This window comes from Pseudarthrobacter sp. efr-133-R2A-89 (assembly GCF_030209315.1).
In the GTDB taxonomy this organism is placed as follows: Bacteria; Actinomycetota; Actinomycetes; order Actinomycetales; family Micrococcaceae; genus Arthrobacter.
In genome coordinates this window covers 1-17120 of the sequence record NZ_JARVSE010000006.1, presented here as the reverse complement: position 1 = coordinate 17120, position 17120 = coordinate 1, and the positions used below count along the sequence as shown (strand labels likewise).

The window sequence follows — 17120 nt, the reverse complement described above, 5'->3', positions numbered from 1 at the left end:
CCTTCCACTCTCCCGGCGGAAGCCTGCCGCGGCATCGCGGGGACGGTTGATCCGCAGGAATGGAAAGGTTGAGCCCGCCGTCAACCTTTTGGTTGATCCCATACCGGCGGGCCCGGCATAAGCTGATGAAATGCCTGCCACGCCCCTGCCGCCGTCATCGCGGAACACCGGCGGCGCCCCGGCCAAGGGGCCGCTGGCCGCCCTGGAAAATGCGTCATCGGCAGCGATCCTCCGGGTCTTGCGCGTTACGCTGCACGCCGGGTTTGCGGTGCTCTTGGCTGTCGCCCTGGTCCGGTTGTTCCTTGATGGCGGTCAGCTTCGCTGGCTGTGGGCGGCAGCCGCCGTCGTCCTGGCCGTGATCTACCTGGCGGGGACCATCCTGGAAAAGCGGCACGCCGAAGCCCGGATCGGCTTCAACCCCCGCCGCTACGGCCTGCTGTGGCTGGGCCTGGTCACGGCCCTGTGGGCGGTGCTGCTTGCCGGGAGTGCCGACTTCGCCTGGCTGGCCTTCCCCATCTTCTTCCTGCACCTGCACCTGCTGCCGCGGCGCCCGGCGCTGCTGACGATCACCCTGATGACCGTGGCGGTGATCGTCTCCCAATGGGCAGCGAGCGGCGCGCCGGTCCCGCCTGCGGCCGCCGTGGTGGGGCCCGTGCTGGGCGCGGTGTTCTCCGTGATCACGGGCCTTGCCTATGCGGCCCTCTACCGGGAGGCCGAGAACCAGCGGCGTGCGGCGGACGAGCTGCGGCGCACCCGCGAGGAACTGTCCCGGACACAGCACCAGGCCGGGGTGCTGGCGGAGCGGGAGCGCCTGGCCCGGGAGATCCACGACACCCTGGCGCAGGGGCTGTCCAGCATCGTGCTCCTGGGGCGGGCCGCCGAGCAATCGCTGGCCGGCGGTGACGAACCGGCGGCGGCCGCACGGCTGGCGCTGGTGCAGCAGACCGCAGCGGACAACCTCGCCGAGGCCCGCAGCTTTGTGCGCGGGCTGGCCTCGCCGCACCTTGAGGGGGCCACGCTGGTGGAGGCCCTGCGCCGGCTGTGCGGGACCACGGAGACCGGCGCCGCAGCCGCCGGGCTGGCGCTCAGGTGCCGGTTGGAGGTGGACGGTGAGCCGCAGGATCTGCCCCAGCCCGTGCGCGTGGCCCTGCTGCGGGCGGCGCAGGCGAGCCTGGCCAATGTCCGCGACCACGCCCGGGCTGCGAACGCCGTCGTCACGCTTGCCTTCCTTGGCACGGAGGTGACCATGGACATTTACGACGACGGCACGGGCTTTGAGCCGTCACGTGCGGCCGGTGCCCCGGACGCTGCGGACGGCAGCGGGTTCGGGCTGCGGTCGCTGCGGGAGCGCGTTGCCGGCTTGAACGGCTCGCTGGCGGTGGAGTCCGCGCCGGGGGAAGGGACGGTGGTGGCCATCCGGCTGCCGGTGGACAACGCCGTTTCGGACGGTGCTGCCCCGCTGGAGGGAGGACGAGATGAGTGAGGTCCGGGTCCTGCTGGTGGACGACCACCCCGTGGTGCGTGCCGGCCTGCGGGCCATGCTGACGGGGTTCGATGGCATTTCCATTGCCGCTGAAGCCTCCGACGGCAGGGCTGCGCTGCAGGAATTGGCGCGGCTGGCAGCGCTGGGCGGGATGCCGGATGTGGTGCTCATGGACCTGCAGATGGGGGAGGGGATGGACGGCGTCACCGCCACTGCCGAGATCCGGAAGCTCCACCCGGCTCCGCCGGTGCTCATCCTCACCACCTACGACACCGACGCGGACATCCTTGCCGCTGTCGAGGCCGGGGCGAGCGGCTACATGCTGAAGGACGCGCCTCCGGAACAGCTGCGGCAGGCGGTGCTGCAGGCCGCGGCCGGCGGCACGGCCTTGGCGCCGCGGGCGGCAGCCCTGCTGATGGACCGGATCAGCAACCCCGGAACTTCGCTGACACCGCGGGAAGTCCAGCTGTTGGAACTGTTGGCCACCGGCCTGTCCAACCGGGCCATTGCCAAACAGGTCTTCATCTCGGAGGCCACGGTCAAGACCCACCTGGTGCACATCTACGGCAAGCTCGGCGTGGACAACCGCACGGCCGCCATCGCCGCAGCCACCCAGCGGCGCATCATCCGGCCGCCGGGCGCCAGGGGCTGAGCTGCAGTAGGTTTATTCCACTGTGATGGCTGAGGCCACTGTTACCGTGGGCTGCCAGTACCGTGCCACGCTGTTCAAAGGAGAACGAATGTCCCGTCCGGTTCCCGCCGTTGATGCCCTTCTTGCCACCTACGGCGCGGCCGATGCCTGCGCAGCGGAGCTCCTGTGCGACAGCCACGATCCGGGCGCCGTTGCCTTTACCGTGGTTGCAGCGGACCTCTCCGCGGAGGACATCACCTACGGGGAGCTCCGGGAGCGCTCGGAGCGGGGTGCGGCCGCCCTGGCGGAACTGGGGATCGGGCCCGGGGATGCCGTGGCCACCCTGATGGGAAAGTCGGCAGACCTGGTGGTCATGCTCCTGGCCATCTGGCGGCGCGGGGCAGTCCACGTCCCGCTGTTCACGGCCTTCGCGTGGCCCGCCATCGAACTTCGCCTCACGGCCTCCGGCGCCAAGGCTGTGATCACCGACCCCGACCAGCGGACGAAGATCCAGGAAACCGGGGCCGCCGTGGTGGTGGCCGGTGCGGAGGCCTCCCTTTCCGACGTGGCGCTCGGCCCGCTCCTGGCCAGGCAACAACCGGGCATCGCGGCCGAAGCCGTGGGCGGTGAAGGTGCTTTGGTGCTGATCTTCACGTCCGGAACCACCGGCGCCCCCAAGGGTGTTCCGGTGCCGCTCCGGGCGCTGGCCGCTTTCCGCCAGTACGTCGAACTGGGCCTGGACGTCAGCGAGGAGGATGTGTTCTGGAATGCCGCGGACCCTGGCTGGGCCTACGGCCTGTACTACGGGATCCTGGGCCCGATGGCGGCGGGGCGGCGGAACCTCCTGCTGCGCCCGGATTTCTCCCCGGAACTCAGCTTCAAGGTGTTGGAGGCGTTTTCCGTCACCAACTTTGCCGCTGCTCCCACGGTGTACCGCACCATGCGCGCGAAAGCCGGCGCCGGAACAGGTCCCTTCCACCTTCGGCGCGCCTCGTCCGCCGGCGAACCGTTGACCCCGGAGGTGATCAGCTGGGCCCGGGAAATGCTTGGGGTTCCGGTGCGGGACCACTATGGACAGACCGAACACGGGATGATGATCATCAACGCCTGGCACGACGACGTCAGGACGGAGCTGCGGCCAGGTTCCATGGGCCGGCCCCTGCCGGGGTGGAGCTGCGAGGTCCTCAAGGACAATGCTGACGAACCGGCTGCGCCGGGTGAGCTTGGCCGCGTTGCCGTAGACGTGGCGGGGAGCCCCATGATGTGGTTCCGGGGGTATCAGGACGCGCCGGAGAAGGCGGCCGAGAGGTTCAGCGCGGACGGCAAGTGGTACCTGACCGGTGATGCGGGCATGGTGGACGAGGACGGCTTCTATTTCTTCTCTTCCCGGGATGACGACGTGATCATCATGGCCGGATACCGGATTGGTCCGTTCGAGGTGGAGAGCGTCCTGTCCACGCATCCGGCGGTGGCGGAAAGCGCCGTGGTGGGCGCCCCCGACGAACTGCGCGGAGAAGTCCTGGAAGCCTACGTTGTCCTGGCCGGCGGGACCACCGGAAGTGACGCCCTGGTGGCTGAACTCCAGGCCCTGGTCAAGACGCAATTCGCCGCCCACGCGTATCCGCGCCGTATCCACTTCGTCGAGGACCTGCCCAAGACGCCGTCCGGAAAGCTGCAGCGCTACATCCTGCGGCAGCAGCGGGCCGCTTCCTCAGGCAGTTAGCGGGACCGGAACGGACGACGGCGGTGGCACGGCGCCCCAGGGCGGGGAAGCATGGGAGCCGCGCGCCGTCGTCGTGGTTTCCTTGTCCAGTCAGCGTTCCCGGCTTCCCCTGCCGGTCAGGCGGGGCCGGGGAGCAGGCCCTGCCTGGCGAGGTCGCCGGCGACGAGCCGGGCCAGCTCGCCGGCGCCGGCCCGGTTGGGGTGCAAGGTGTCGCCGGTCATGAACAGTGCCAGCGTTGCCTCGGGACCGATTTCCGTGAAGTACGCCGAGGACAGGACGTTGAGGTCCACCAGCGGGACGTTCTCCTCTTGGGCCAGGGCAACCGTGGAATGCCGGTACCAGCGGTCCACAGCAGAGTGGACGCCGTCCACGAAGTCCGTGGCACGTCCCTGGGGCGTGACCAGGACCGGGGTGGCACCGGTGGCCGCCACCTGGCGGACCATGTCCCGCATGATCTCCTTGAACTCGGCCTCGGAGGTGGCGTTTTTGGCGGCGGTATCGTTGATGCCCATCTCAAGCAGGAACAGGTCGCCGGGCTTGATGTATTTCAGGATGGCCTCGAGCTGGCCGTCGTTGCGGAAGCCGCGGGCGATCTGGCCGCCGGTTGCCATGTTCCGGATGTCGAACGCCGCCGGGTCGATGTACTGCGGGAGCAGCTGCCCCCAGCCGCCCTGGACGCTGGACTCCAAGGGGTAGTAGTTGGCCACGGTCGAGTCGCCGCCCACCCAGATGGTGGGGTCCATGGCCGGATGGCGGGACACCTTCTCGATCTCCAGCGAGCTGAGCGTGAAAGCCGTCCCCGCCTTGCCCTCGGTGACCAGGAGGTTCAGTTGGCCGTCGGTCACGGGGATCTCGAAGGAATCGGTGGCCCCGTTGCCGGTCATGTTCATGACCTGGAAGACCCCTTCGGCGGCGACGCTGGCCCGTGCTGTGTCGCCCAGGGTGACCGTGACCTTGTAGAGGCCTTCCTTGAGGTCCACGTTGAAGGTGTTGGTGCTTTTGGTGCCGTATTCAAGGAAGCGCACGGCGTCGCTGCCGGCGCCCGTGCCCTTGGCCGGGACGTTGGCCATGTGTTCCGGGGTGTTGAAGCCGTACCGCTTCCCGGGGCTGTATGCGTCAGTTGCGCTGACCCCGGTGTAACCCTGTTCCACCGGCCCGCCGCCGAAGTCGAAACGGTAGTTGCTGGGCTCTGCGTTTGCGGCAGGGGCCGTGACGGCGAGCCCGGCGCCTGCTGCCAGGACTGCCGAGGCCAGGCAGCAGGCCAGCGGTGCGCGGACAGCAATGCGGGTAGCGGCGCGTTGTGCGGTCACATTCATCTCCTTTGATGACGGGCGGTCTTGATCCATTTTGTATCGATTCAAAAGTTGCCGATTCCCACGCCTTGGCGGGGAACCTGAAGGTGTGGGAGGTGCGTTACAAGATTTGTAACAACGTTCTACGTTCAAAGTCAAGATGTTTTGTGAGTTTGCTGTGCGCTTTTGATACCCAATGGTGCGGTCGGGGCTTGCCGGTTCGCGCTCAAGGTTGGATCAAGATTGGCCAAAGAAGTCCGGGACACGGGTTGGTGCCGCACGCCGGCCGGTAATTCTTAAGTGCTTCCAGGCCAGTTCCCCGGCAGGAAGTACTGGAAGCCCCCGCGCTGGAGCGAGACTCGCGCGGGGGCTGTCCCAATGTTCCTGAGCTCACTGTCCTGCTGAGGACACCGCCACGAAGTGCTCCACCACCGGAAACGGCTCGTAGAAGTGGTGCAGCAACTGGCGCCACTGCTGGTACTCGGGGGATCCGCGGAAGCCGACGGTATGGTCCTCCAGGGTCTCCCACTCGACGAGGAGCAGGTAGGTGCCCGGCGATTCCACCGACCTGGAAAGCGACAACGTTCGGAAACCCGGCATTGAAGCGATGATCGCCCGGGCCTGGTTGAAGGCCGCCTCGAAATCCGTTTCGCGGCCCGGCAGCACCGGGAGCAGGGCGTGTTCGGTAATCACCTGGCAGGCCCTCCAGTTTTCCCGACGCCGATCCAGTACCGCCGCTTGCCGTTGCGGGTGTCCTCGTAGCGGCCGCCATTCTTCTCGATCGTTGCCCGTGACCCGGAGTTGTCCTCGTCGCAGGTCAGGAGAACCCGTTCGATTCCGAGCGCCCGGGCCACCGGGAGCGCATCAGCCAACGCCTTCGCAGCGTGCCCGCGGCGCCTTGCCGACGGCCGGACGCTGTAGCCAATGTGGCCGCCCTCGTTGAGGAGGAACTCGTTGAGGTGGTGCCGGATGGCCAGCGAGCCGAGGACGGTGGTGCCCTCCACGATCCACAGGTAGGTGCACGGGACGTACCCGGGTTTACGCACTGTTTCCGGTTTGGCGTCGTTGATGAGGGTGCCAACCAGTCGCTCAAAGACCCCGGGATCCTTGAGGTCTTCCGGCGCCCAGCCTTCAAGGCCTGCGCCATCAATATGGGCTCCGCCAAACTCCAGGAACGCCTCCAGCCACGAGGCGTGCAGGGTTGCGTCGGGGCTGGTGAGATGGGCCATTCAACGATCGTAGCCGAGCCGCAGGGGCGGGTGCGGTGGGCCCGGAGCAACGGGCCGGGCACGCCTGCATTCACCATGGACAACGGAACACGGCCGAACTTAAAATCGATCGCTGGGACCCCCGAGAAAGATGACGGAAAGGGTTCGAGATGGGAATTGAAGAAGACGCGGCAGTAGTGCGGCGCGGTTACGAAGCCTTCAACACGGGCGACGTGGAAACCCTCAAGGGGCTGTTCGCCCCTGATGCCGTCTACCGGGTTGGCGGCAATGGCGGCCTTGCAGGTGACAAGCATGGCCAGCAGGAAGTCATGGGCTATTTCGGCGAACTGTTTTCGCGGTCCGGCGGAACGGTCAAAGTTCAGTTGCGGGACGTGATCGCCGGTGAACACCACACCATTGGCCTGCAGACCGCTGAAGCGCAACGAAACGGGAAATCGATGAAGCAGGACGGCGTCCTGGTCTTCACCTTGAAGGACGGGAAAGTCACCGAGGTCAGCGAGTTCCAGGAGGACACCGCCACCGCCTCGGAGTTCTGGTCCTGAATCCGAAGCAGCCAGGGAAACTGCCATCGTTCCGGGCCGGCCGCACAGGCTGCCGGCCCAGAACGCGGGCCAATCAGTTCAGGTCGAAGCGGTCCAGCTCCATGACCTTCGCCCAGGCGGCAACAAAGTCATTGACGAACTTCTCCCCGGCGTCCTCGCTCGCATAAACCTCGGCCAGGGCGCGCAGCTGCGAGTTGGAACCGAAAACCAGGTCCACCGCGGTGGCGGTCCATTTCAGCTCACCGGTTGCGGCATCCGTGATCTCGTAGGCGTTTTCCTCCGATTCTGAGGCCTTCCACTTGGCGCCGGGCGAGAGCAGGTTGACGAAGAAGTCGTTGGTGAGGACCTGGGGCCTGTCGGTCAGCACGCCGTGGCTGGAGCCGCCCACGTTGGCCCCCAACGCACGCATGCCGCCCACCAAGGCCGTCATCTCCGGCGCGGAGAGGTCCAGCATGTACGCCTTGTCCAGCAGGAGCGTCTCCGGCTGGAGCTTTACGCCGGCACGCAGGTAGTTGCGGAAGCCGTCTGCCCTGGGCTGCAGGTATTGGAAGGATTCGACGTCGGTCTGCTCCTGGGTGGCGTCGGTGCGGCCGGGCCGGAACGGCACTTTGACGGGGAACCCGGCGTCGGCGGCTGCTTTTTCCACGGCCGCGGCGCCGCCGAGGACGATCAGGTCCGCGAGCGATACCTTCTTGCCGCCGCTTTGTGCCGCGTTGAACTCCTCCTGCACGCGCTCAAGCACGGGAAGGACGGTGGCCAGCTGCTCCGGTTCGCCGGCTTCCCAACTGCGCTGCGGTTCCAGCCTGATGCGGGCGCCGTTGGCGCCGCCGCGCTTATCGGTCTTCCGGAACGTCGCGGCCGAGGACCATGCCGTCCCGGCCAGCTGCGGAATGGTCAGGCCCGAATCCAGGAGCTTGGCCTTGAGCTGGGCGATGTCCTGTTCGGTGACCAGTTCATGGTCGACGGCGGGAACAGGATCCTGCCACAGCTGCGCCTCCGGAACCCACGGCCCGAGCATGTGCGGACCCACCGGTCCCATGTCCCGGTGCAGCAGCTTGTACCAGGCCTTGGCGAACGCGAGGGCAAACTCGTCCGGGTTCGCCAGGAAGCGCCGGGCGATCTGCTCGTAGGCGGGGTCGAAACGAAGCGACAGGTCCGTGGTCAGCATGGTGGGGCGGTGCTTCTTGTGCGGATCGTGGGCATCCGGGATTATCTCCGGGGCATCTTTGGCAACCCACTGGTGGGCGCCGCCTGGGCTCTTGACCAGCTCCCACTCGTATTCGAACAGGATCTCGAGGAACCGGTTGCTCCACTGCGTGGGCTTGTCCGTCCAGGTGACTTCCAGTCCTGAGGTGATGGTGTCGCCACCCTTGCCGCTGCCGTAGGTGCTGAGCCAGCCCAGGCCCTGTGACTCCAGGTCGGCAGCTTCCGGCTCGGGGCCCACATGGGCGTCTGCGGGACCGGCGCCGTGCGTCTTTCCGAACGTGTGGCCCCCGGCGATCAGCGCGAACGTCTCCTCATCGTTCATCGCCATCCGCTTGAATGTCTCGCGGATGAACGCTGCCGCGGCCACGGGGTCCGGGTTGCCCCTGGGACCTTCAGGGTTGACGTAGATCAATCCCATCTCGGTGGAGCCCACGTCCTCGGCCATCGTCGCGTCACCGGTGTACCGCTCATCGCCCAGCCAGGCGTCCTCGGGGCCCCAGAAGATCTGCTCGGGCTCCCACACGTCCTCCCGGCCGAAGGCGAAGCCGAACGTCGTGAATCCCATGGACTCGAGCGCAACATTGCCGGCCAGGACCAGCAGGTCCGCCCAGGACACTTTCTGGCCGTATTTCTGCTTGACCGGCCACAGCAACCGCCGGGCCTTGTCCAGGTTGGCGTTGTCCGGCCAGCTGTTCAGCGGCGCGAACCGCTGGCCGCCGTCGCCTGCCCCGCCGCGGCCGTCATGGACGCGATAGGTGCCGGCGGCGTGCCAGCTCATCCGGATCATCAGGCCGCCGTAATGGCCGAAGTCCGCCGGCCACCAATCCTGCGAGGTGGTCAGGACCTCCGTGATGTCCCGCTTGAGGGCCTCGACGTCGAGCCTTTCGAATTCCTTGCGGTAGCTGAACGAAGGTCCCAGCGGGTTGCTGGGCCGTCCGTGGGCGTGGAGAACGGAAAGGTCCAGCTGGTTGGGCCACCAGTCCTGGTTGGTCCGCGGCCGGTTTCCCTTGGGCTGGGGTGTATCAATGGCCGGGTTTTCACTCTCGCTGCCCTGGGCCGTGGCGCTTCCATGGGCCACCGGGCACCCGTCCCCGGCATTCTGCTCCGGGCTTTGTGCGCTTCCGGGAGCGGGTACCGGGGGATGGTCTGGGCGTTCGGTCATGTGCTTCTTCCTTCCGTTGGGCCGAGGCCGCGGTTGGACTCGGGCAGCCGGTGCAACCCTCCCATTGGAACATAGAGGCACAGGGGGAGGCGCCCCCCATTTTGCGGCCCCACGGGTGCGTCCGGAGTATCCGTAACAGTTGGTCAACCGGTTGGGAGATCTCCCGTTGCCCGTTCCATAATCAAAGTGCGGCCTCCTTCGTGCCAGTCCGGCACAAGCCCGCATATCGGAGCGGTGCCACGTATCCCGCGGTCCAAGACCTGCAAGGTGCGCCCGGATCCGAGCCCACACCATCCGGTCCCACCTCTTGCGTGGAGACTTTTCACAATTTCAGGAAACAACTCCATGGACGGTTCAAGCTTTGTAGCCCTCTTCCTTGCGAGGAGCGACGATACTGCCACCAGCGCGTTGCCGCGCGCGCCCAAACGGGTCCGGGTGAAGAAACCCGGCCTGTCGCGCTGGTCCATCCTGCGCGGCCGGCTGGCGAGTGCGCTCCACCGGCTTGCTTGGGCGATCGAGCCTGACACCACGGGCACCTTCTAAGCCCTGCTCCTGGCCTGGCCCGGGGACTCGGACAACCCGGCCCTGGCGCCGGTCATCGCGCTCGGCGAAAGGGTCTGGCCCGCTGCGCCCGGAACGGCTGCCGGCTAGGGACGGAATATCTGCCGGAGGCTGCGGCTTGTCGCAAGAGGGCCGTCATCGGCACAAGCCGGCGGCCCAACCTCCCGGCGCGATGCAGCGCGGGCCTTCCGCCACAGCGGAAGGCCGCGTCGGCGCGCGGAGACTCCCGGCACCTAGAGAAGGAGCACCATGACCATCGGATCAGGAACAACAGCAGGCAACGGACGGACCGCGCTGGTGGTGGGTGCCACCGGCATCGCAGGGTCCGCCCTGGTGGACACCTTGGTGGGCGAAGGCTGGGCAGTCCTTGCCCTGTCCCGCAGGCCCGGAGCCGAGCGCCCCGGCGTCCGGTGGCTCTCCGTAGACTTGACCTCGGCTTCATCGCTGGCTGCTGTGCTTGGTCCGGAGAATCCGTCCCACGTGTACTTCACCGCCTGGTCGCGGCGGGCCACCGAGGAAGAGAACATCGCCGTCAACGCGGGCATGGTGCGTGACCTCCTCGCCGCCCTCCGGGGAAAGGACGTGGCCCACGTCGCCCTGATGACCGGGCTCAAGCACTACCTGGGACCGTTCGAGGCGTACGCCGCAGGGGAAATGCCGGACACGCCCTTCCATGAGGAGGAACCGCGGCTGCCGGTGAACAACTTCTACTACGCCCAGGAGGACGAACTCTGGGCGGCAGCTGCGGAACAGGGATTCACCTGGTCCGTGCACCGCGCGCATACGGTGATCGGGCACGCGGTGGGCAACGCCATGAACATGGGCCTCACCCTGGCGGCGCAGGCCACCCTGTGCCGGGACAGCGGGGAGCCGTTCGTGTTCCCCGGATCCGAAACCCAGTGGAACGGCCTGACCGACATGACGGACGCAGGGCTGCTTGCCGAACACATGCTGTGGGCTTCCACCACTCCGGCGGCGGCCAACGAGGCCTTCAACATCGTGAACGGCGATGTGTTCCGCTGGCGCTGGATGTGGCCGAAACTCGCCGCCTACTTCGGCGTGGAGTGGGAGGGCTACCAGGATGCGCCCCGTCCCCTCGAGCAGTCCATGGCGGGGCGGGAGGACCAATGGCGGAAAATTGCCGCGGACCACAACCTCAGCGAACCGGAACTGGACCGGGTGGCGTCCTGGTGGCACACGGACGGCGACCTGGGGCGCGGCATCGAAGTGGTCACGGACATGGGCAAGAGCAGGGACGCCGGCTTCACGGGATACCGTCGGACGCTGGACTCCTTCACGGCACTTTTTGACCGTTACCGCGCCGACAACCTGATTCCCTGAGGGGACGAAAGGGCTCAGCAAACGGCCTGCCGTACGCCGTCAGTGAACCCTGAAACTTCCTCCACCCACGCCCGGTCAAGTCCCAGTTTCCGGACGTACACTGACTGTCGCACCACGTTTGTGGACACACCGTCAGGTTGGAGCCGCCCATGCTCTGGAAGCTACTCGTTGAATACCTCCGGCCGCACCGGCCGCTGCTGGCCGCCGTCGTGGTTTTCCAGCTGGCGCAGTCCATCGCGTCCCTGTACCTGCCCACGCTGAACGCGGACATCATTGACCAGGGCGTGGCCCGGGGCGATACCGGCTACATACTGTCCACCGGCAGCTTCATGTTGCTGATCACGCTCGCGCAGATCGTGTGTGCCGTCATCGCCGTGTACTTTGGCGCCAAGGCGGCGATGGGCCTGGGCCGGGACCTGCGCGGCGCCATCTTCGAACGGGTGGGTGAGTTCTCCGAGCAGGAAGTCACCAAGTTCGGGGCGCCCAGCCTCATCACCCGCTCCACCAACGACGTCCAGCAGGTCCAGCAGCTGGTGCTGATGTCCGCCACGCTGATGGTGGCCGCGCCCATGCTCAGCATCGGCGGGGTGATCATGGCCATCCGGCAGGACGCCCAACTGTCGTGGCTGATTGCGGTGTGCGTCCCGGTGCTGCTGATCGCCGTCGGGCTCATTGTCACCCGGATGGTGCCGCTGTTCCGCAAGATGCAGGCCCGGATCGACACCGTGAACCGGGTGCTGCGCGAGCAGCTCACCGGTATCCGGGTGGTGCGGGCGTTCGTGCGCGAGGACATGGAGACGGAACGGTTTGCCGGTGCCAACAGGGACGTCACGGAGGTCGCGTTGCGTGCCGGCCGGCTGATGGCGCTCATGTTCCCCGTGGTGATGCTGGTCCTGAATATTTCCAGCGTGGCGGTGATCTGGTTCGGTTCGTTCCGGATCGAGGACGGGTCCATGCAGGTGGGCACCTTGATCGCGTTCCTGAGCTACCTGATGCAGATCCTGATGTCCGTCATGATGGCCACGTTCATGGCGGTAATGATTCCGCGCGCTTCGGTGTCCGCGGACCGCATTGGCGAGGTGCTGGGCACCAGTTCCAGTGTCCTGCCGCCGGAGAACCCGGTCACCAGCGCGGCGTTCGCCGGCAAGCCGCGGCGGGGCGAGCTGGAAATGCGCGACGTCGGGTTCGCTTACCCGGGTGCCGACCAGCCCGTCCTGTCCGGGATCAGCTTCACCGCCCGCGCGGGGGAGACCACGGCAATTATTGGCAGCACGGGCTCGGGCAAGACCACCCTGGTGAACCTGATGCCGCGGCTGTTCGACGTGACTTCCGGGGCGGTCCTGATGGACGGCGTGAACGTCAGGGACCTGGATCCGGACCTGCTCTGGGGGCACATCGGCCTGGTGCCGCAGCGGCCGTACCTGTTCTCCGGGACTGTGCGCAGCAACCTGCTGTACGGCAACCCGGATGCCACGGAGGACGAGCTCTGGACCGCGCTGGAGATCGCGCAGGCGCGCGACTTCGTGGAGCAGATGGAGGCGGGCCTGGACGCGCCCATCTCGCAGGGCGGTACCAACGTCTCCGGCGGGCAGCGGCAGCGGCTGGCCATCGCCCGGGCCCTGGTGAAACGGCCCGAGCTCTACATTTTTGACGATTCGTTCTCGTCCCTGGACACCGGCACGGACGCCCGGCTGCGCCAGGCGCTGAAGCGCAACACCGCGGGGGCCACCATGGTGATCATCGCCCAGCGCGTGTCCAGCATCGTGGAGGCGGACCAGATCCTGGTGCTCGACGACGGCAGGATCGTTTCGCACGGCACGCACCACGAGTTGCTGGAGACGTCGGAGACGTACCGCGAGATTGTCTCGTCCCAGCTGGCAGCGGAGGAGACGGTATGAGCACGCACCGCGCAGGAACCCGCCCCTTCGGAGCCGGCACGGGCGGAGGTGCGCCCGCTGGAACCGCAGGTGGCGGCCAAGGCGGCCAGGACGCCGTCGTACGCATCCCGCGCCCGGCCGGTGGACCCGGACGCGGCGGACCGTTCGCCGGGATGAACGTGCCGGCGGAGAAGGCGATGAACTTCAGCGGCTCGGCCAAGCGGCTGCTGGCCACCCTGCGGCCGGAGCGGCTATGGCTGATGCTGGTGCTGGTCATGGCCGTGGCGGGCGTGGTTCTGCAGGTGATTGGTCCGCGGCTGCTGGGTGAGGGCACCAACCTGATCTTTTCCGGCGTGGTGTCCAAGCAGCTGCCGCCGGGCGTGACGCAGGCGCAGCTGATTGCGCAGCTGCGGGCGGCGGGGGAGAACCAGAAGGCGGACATGCTCAGCGCCATGACACTGACGCCGGGGGCGGGGATCGATTTCGCGGCGCTGGGCAGCGTGCTGACCTGGGCGCTGGTGCTGTATGTGCTGGCGTCGGCGTTCATGTGGGGGCAGGCGTATGTACTCAACGGCGTGGTGCAGCGGACGGTGTTCGGGCTGCGCGAGAAGATCGAGGCGAAGATCAACCGGCTGCCGCTGCGCTATTTCGATTCGATCCAGCGCGGTGAGCTGCTGAGCCGGGTTACCAACGACGTGGACAACATCTCGCAGAGCCTGCAGCAGTCCATCAGCCAGGCGGTGACCTCCGTGCTGTCCGTGGTGGGCGTACTGGTGATGATGTTCATCCTCTCGCCCACGCTGGCGCTTATCGCCCTGGTGACCATTCCTCTGACGTTGGGGATCACCGCGCTGATCGCCAAGCGCTCGCAGAAGCTGTTCGTGCAGCAGTGGAAGAACACGGGCGAGCTGAACGGCCAGATCGAGGAGACCTACACCGGGCATGCGCTGGTGAAGGTGTTCGGCCGGCAGCGTGAGGTGGGGGAGCGGTTCCGGCAGAAGAACGCGGAGCTGTATGAGGCGAGCTTCGGTGCGCAGTTCATTTCCGGGCTGATCATGCCGGCCATGACGTTCATTGGGAACCTGGTGTACGTGGGAATCGCCGTGGTGGGCGGCCTGCAGGTGGCCTCTGGGGCGATGCAGCTGGGCGATGTGCAGGCCTTCATCCAGTACTCGCGTCAGTTCACGCAGCCGCTGGCGCAGCTGGGGTCCATGGCCAACCTTCTCCAGTCCGGTGTGGCCTCTGCCGAGCGGGTGTTCGAGCTGCTGGATACGGACGAGCAGTCTGCTGATCCTTCTGGTTCTTCGCTGCAGAGTCCGGATGGTGCCGGGCGCGGGCGGCTGGTGTTCGAGGACGTGTCCTTCTCCTACTCGCCGGACAAGCCACTGATTTCGGGGTTGTCCTTGGTGGCGGAGCCGGGGCAGACGGTGGCGATTGTGGGGCCGACCGGGGCCGGGAAGACGACGCTGGTGAACCTGATGATGCGCTTCTACGAGCTGGACGCCGGGCGGATCACGCTGGATGGCGTGGACATCACCACCATGACCCGGGACGATCTGCGCTCGCGGATGGGAATGGTTTTGCAGGACACGTGGCTGTTCGGCGGGACCATCAGGGACAACATCGCGTACGGCCGGCCCACCGCTTCCTCGGACGAGATCCTGGAGGCGGCGCGGGCCACGTACGTGGACCGGTTCGTGCACTCGCTGCCCGAGGGGTACGACACCGTGCTCGACGACGAGGGCGCGAACGTGTCCGCGGGCGAGAAGCAGCTGTTGACCATTGCCAGGGCGTTCCTGGCCCGGCCGTCGGTGTTGATCCTGGATGAGGCGACGTCCTCGGTGGATACCCGGACCGAGGTGCTGGTGCAGAAGGCCATGAGTGCTCTGCGGTCCGACCGTACGTCCTTCGTGATCGCGCACCGCCTGTCCACCATCCGCGACGCTGACCTCATCCTGGTGATGGAGGCCGGGCAGATCGTGGAGCAGGGGAACCACGCATCACTGCTGGCCGCCGGCGGGGCTTACGCACGCCTGTACGAGGCACAGTTCGCGGCGCCGGTGGCGGAGGTCTAAGGGCGGCTCATGACACGCGGACGGGCTAACGCCGCAGTTCCTTCGCAGTGTCAAATACCCTCGGCACTCGGTCCCTGAGAAGTTAGCAATGGTCGTCTAAATTTCGACTTCATGTCGTGGACCTCCCATCGTAATTACTCGGGTAATGTCTCTTACCCTGAGCTTATGAGCTTAGGGTAGTCTTGAACGCGGATAATTCATTTTGGGGAAGGGGAGCCAATGGGCGGTTTAGCGAAAACGATTCCGAAGTTAGCTTCTGACTGGGCGACCGAGCGGCACAGTCAGAAAGGCTGGCCGAAGTTTCTCGAATCTGTGAAGGTGAACGGAATTAGAGGCTGGTCAGGCCAAATGGTAGAATTCCGTTTTCCAGTCGTTGCCATTGCTGGCGAAAATGGGGCTGGGAAAAGTACGGTTCTCAAAGCGGCGGCGTCCGCATACTCGCAAGACCCTTCCGCAGCGGGAACTCTTGCTCAGACATTTTCCCCTGACGACTTTTTTCCCACGACGCCGTGGGAGATTGTCAGTGGTGCGCAGTTGACCTACTTGGCGAAACAGGGTGCCTCGAGCTTTCCCTATCATGTTCGTAAGCACACTAAACGGTGGCGAGGAATGCCGGAACGTCCAAAGCGGCCGGTCTTCTTCTTGGACATTTCACGTACGCAGCCAATCGATACTCTCATTGGTTACGGTCGCCTTGCTGTCGCCAAAATGGCCAGCGGTAACTTCTCGGCGGTGATCGACGATGAGTACCTTGGCGTGCTCTCAAGGGTTCTGGATCGCACATATGACAGCGGCGAAATTGTCCAGAGCAATAATAAGCAAGTTGGTGTCCTCGCCACTTCTGGTCGCAAGTACTCGAACTTCCATCAAGGTGCGGGTGAAGATGCTACAGCTGATCTCGTTGCTTTGCTTCAGAACGCACCTCGCCATTCGTTGGTGATTATCGACGAAGTTGAAGCATCTCTCCACCCACGCGCTCAGCGACGTCTTATGACGGAACTAATCGGGCTTGCTCAAAAAAATCGCCTACAGATCATCGTGTCAACACACTCTCAATATGTCCTCGAACAGCTCCCTCCTGAAGCGAGATTGGTTCTGACAACCGATGAGCAGGGCATAAAAGAGGTCATATATGGTGCAACCACCGAGTTGGCTCTTTCGCTGATGGATGATGAAGTGCATCCCGAGTTAATTCTCTACTGCGAGGATGAAAAAGCGGAGTACCTTGTTCATCGCTTCATTGATTACACCGATCCAGACTCACACTCCCGTCTTGCCGTAGTGATTGCGGGGCCGGCTAGCTCCGTGAAAACGTTGGGCCTTATGGCGGACCAGGGCAGGCTGCCAGGTTTGGTAATGGGCGTGCTGGACGGGGACCAGAATGAGAGCCCTGGCTGTGCGATTATTCCCGGTGGAACCTCGCCGGAACGGGCAGTCTACGAGGGGCTTTCAAGTGATGGTTGGCGCATCGTTGCGGAGCGCTTAGGTGTCCGCGAGGGCGATCTCGTTGATGCGTGGGAACATGCTCAACGAATACCTGAGAAACATCATGTCTGGACGGAGCGGATTGCTGAGAAATTGCCTGCTCACATTAGGAAGTCACGTATATGGGAAGCGGCCTGTGACGTCTGGATTATAGATATGCTCCCTGAGGAAGTCAGGAACGAATTTGTTGGCGATTTGCTACAATTTCTTCCCCCTGTCAGCAGGCGCCCTTAGGTACGATTTATCGCCGGATGGGGCGTCCTGTGGCTGAGGTCCAGGCTCCGCCCGGGGGCTCTCATTCAAAGCGCAGATGCGCCCCAGCTCTGATGAACTAGATTGCTTGCCTGCTAGGTGCTGCCGAAGGCCATGCACTCCCCGCCGCCGGGGCGATGGTTCAGCCAACCGGAGACTCATATTTCCTGAGGCTCCGTGTGGACATCGTCGGGGACGGAGAAATTCGGCTCTCCGTGGTTCGTGGTGAAACGGGTTCCGTGTCTTGAAAGCTGAAGGGCT

13 protein-coding genes are annotated in these 17120 nt (G+C 65.5%); 9 read left to right on the top strand and 4 right to left on the bottom strand.

What is annotated here, in order from left to right; genetic code table 11:
* The first annotated feature begins 130 nt into the window (after positions 1-130).
* From QRM95_RS11755 to QRM95_RS11745, 3 genes are all read left to right on the top strand, one after another.
* Positions 131-1483, top strand: coding sequence for a sensor histidine kinase (locus QRM95_RS11755; protein WP_285247778.1), 1353 nt, complete (start codon positions 131-133; stop codon positions 1481-1483).
* A complete protein-coding gene (locus tag QRM95_RS11750) occupies positions 1476-2135 on the top strand; it encodes a response regulator transcription factor (RefSeq protein ID WP_285247777.1) in 660 nt (219 codons plus the stop codon). Before QRM95_RS11755 ends, QRM95_RS11750 begins: the two co-directional genes overlap by 8 nt.
* A gap of 88 nt (positions 2136-2223) precedes the next feature.
* Positions 2224-3837 (top strand): AMP-binding protein, encoded by a 1614-nt coding sequence (locus QRM95_RS11745; protein WP_285247776.1) that lies wholly within the window; start codon positions 2224-2226, stop codon positions 3835-3837.
* Between the two features lie 116 nt (positions 3838-3953).
* On the opposite strand, the gene QRM95_RS11740 is transcribed toward QRM95_RS11745, so the two are convergent.
* From QRM95_RS11740 to QRM95_RS11730, 3 genes are all read right to left on the bottom strand, one after another.
* Positions 3954-5147, bottom strand: coding sequence for a rhamnogalacturonan acetylesterase (locus QRM95_RS11740; RefSeq protein WP_285247775.1), 1194 nt, complete (start codon positions 5145-5147; stop codon positions 3954-3956).
* 372 nt (positions 5148-5519) lie between these two features.
* Entirely contained in the window at positions 5520-5822 is a 303-nt protein-coding gene (locus QRM95_RS11735; RefSeq protein WP_285247774.1) for an antibiotic biosynthesis monooxygenase family protein, read from the bottom strand.
* The gene (locus QRM95_RS11730) at positions 5819-6358 is read right to left on the bottom strand and encodes a GNAT family N-acetyltransferase (protein WP_285247773.1); all 540 of its coding nucleotides are present in this window, start codon (positions 6356-6358) and stop codon (positions 5819-5821) included. The genes QRM95_RS11735 and QRM95_RS11730 overlap by 4 nt, the downstream gene beginning before the upstream one ends.
* A 149-nt stretch (positions 6359-6507) precedes the next feature.
* Between QRM95_RS11730 and QRM95_RS11725 the strand changes: the two genes are divergently transcribed.
* Complete coding sequence (locus QRM95_RS11725) at positions 6508-6900, top strand: nuclear transport factor 2 family protein (protein ID WP_285247772.1); 393 nt, start codon at positions 6508-6510, stop codon at positions 6898-6900.
* 73 nt (positions 6901-6973) lie between these two features.
* Here the strand turns inward: QRM95_RS11725 and katG are convergent, their stop codons facing one another.
* Entirely contained in the window at positions 6974-9268 is a 2295-nt protein-coding gene (gene katG / locus QRM95_RS11720; protein ID WP_285247771.1) for a catalase/peroxidase HPI, read from the bottom strand.
* Between the two features lie 345 nt (positions 9269-9613).
* Here katG and QRM95_RS11715 point away from each other — a divergent pair, with 345 nt between their 5' ends.
* From QRM95_RS11715 to QRM95_RS11695, 5 genes are all read left to right on the top strand, one after another.
* Positions 9614-9811 carry a hypothetical protein gene (locus QRM95_RS11715; protein ID WP_018760931.1) on the top strand — a complete coding sequence of 66 codons (198 nt, stop codon included), beginning with the start codon at positions 9614-9616 and terminating at the stop codon, positions 9809-9811.
* Between the two features lie 267 nt (positions 9812-10078).
* Positions 10079-11170: an SDR family oxidoreductase gene (locus tag QRM95_RS11710; RefSeq protein WP_285247770.1), complete on the top strand. Its 1092-nt coding sequence runs from the start codon at positions 10079-10081 to the stop codon at positions 11168-11170.
* Between the two features lie 149 nt (positions 11171-11319).
* The gene (locus QRM95_RS11705; RefSeq protein WP_285247769.1) at positions 11320-13068 is read left to right on the top strand and encodes an ABC transporter ATP-binding protein; all 1749 of its coding nucleotides are present in this window, start codon (positions 11320-11322) and stop codon (positions 13066-13068) included.
* Complete coding sequence (locus tag QRM95_RS11700) at positions 13065-15122, top strand: ABC transporter ATP-binding protein (RefSeq protein WP_285247768.1); 2058 nt, start codon at positions 13065-13067, stop codon at positions 15120-15122. The genes QRM95_RS11705 and QRM95_RS11700 overlap by 4 nt, the downstream gene beginning before the upstream one ends.
* A gap of 219 nt (positions 15123-15341) precedes the next feature.
* Positions 15342-16841, top strand: a complete 1500-nt coding sequence (locus QRM95_RS11695) for an ATP-dependent nuclease (RefSeq protein ID WP_285247767.1) — start codon at positions 15342-15344, stop codon at positions 16839-16841.
* Positions 16842-17120 lie beyond the last annotated feature (279 nt).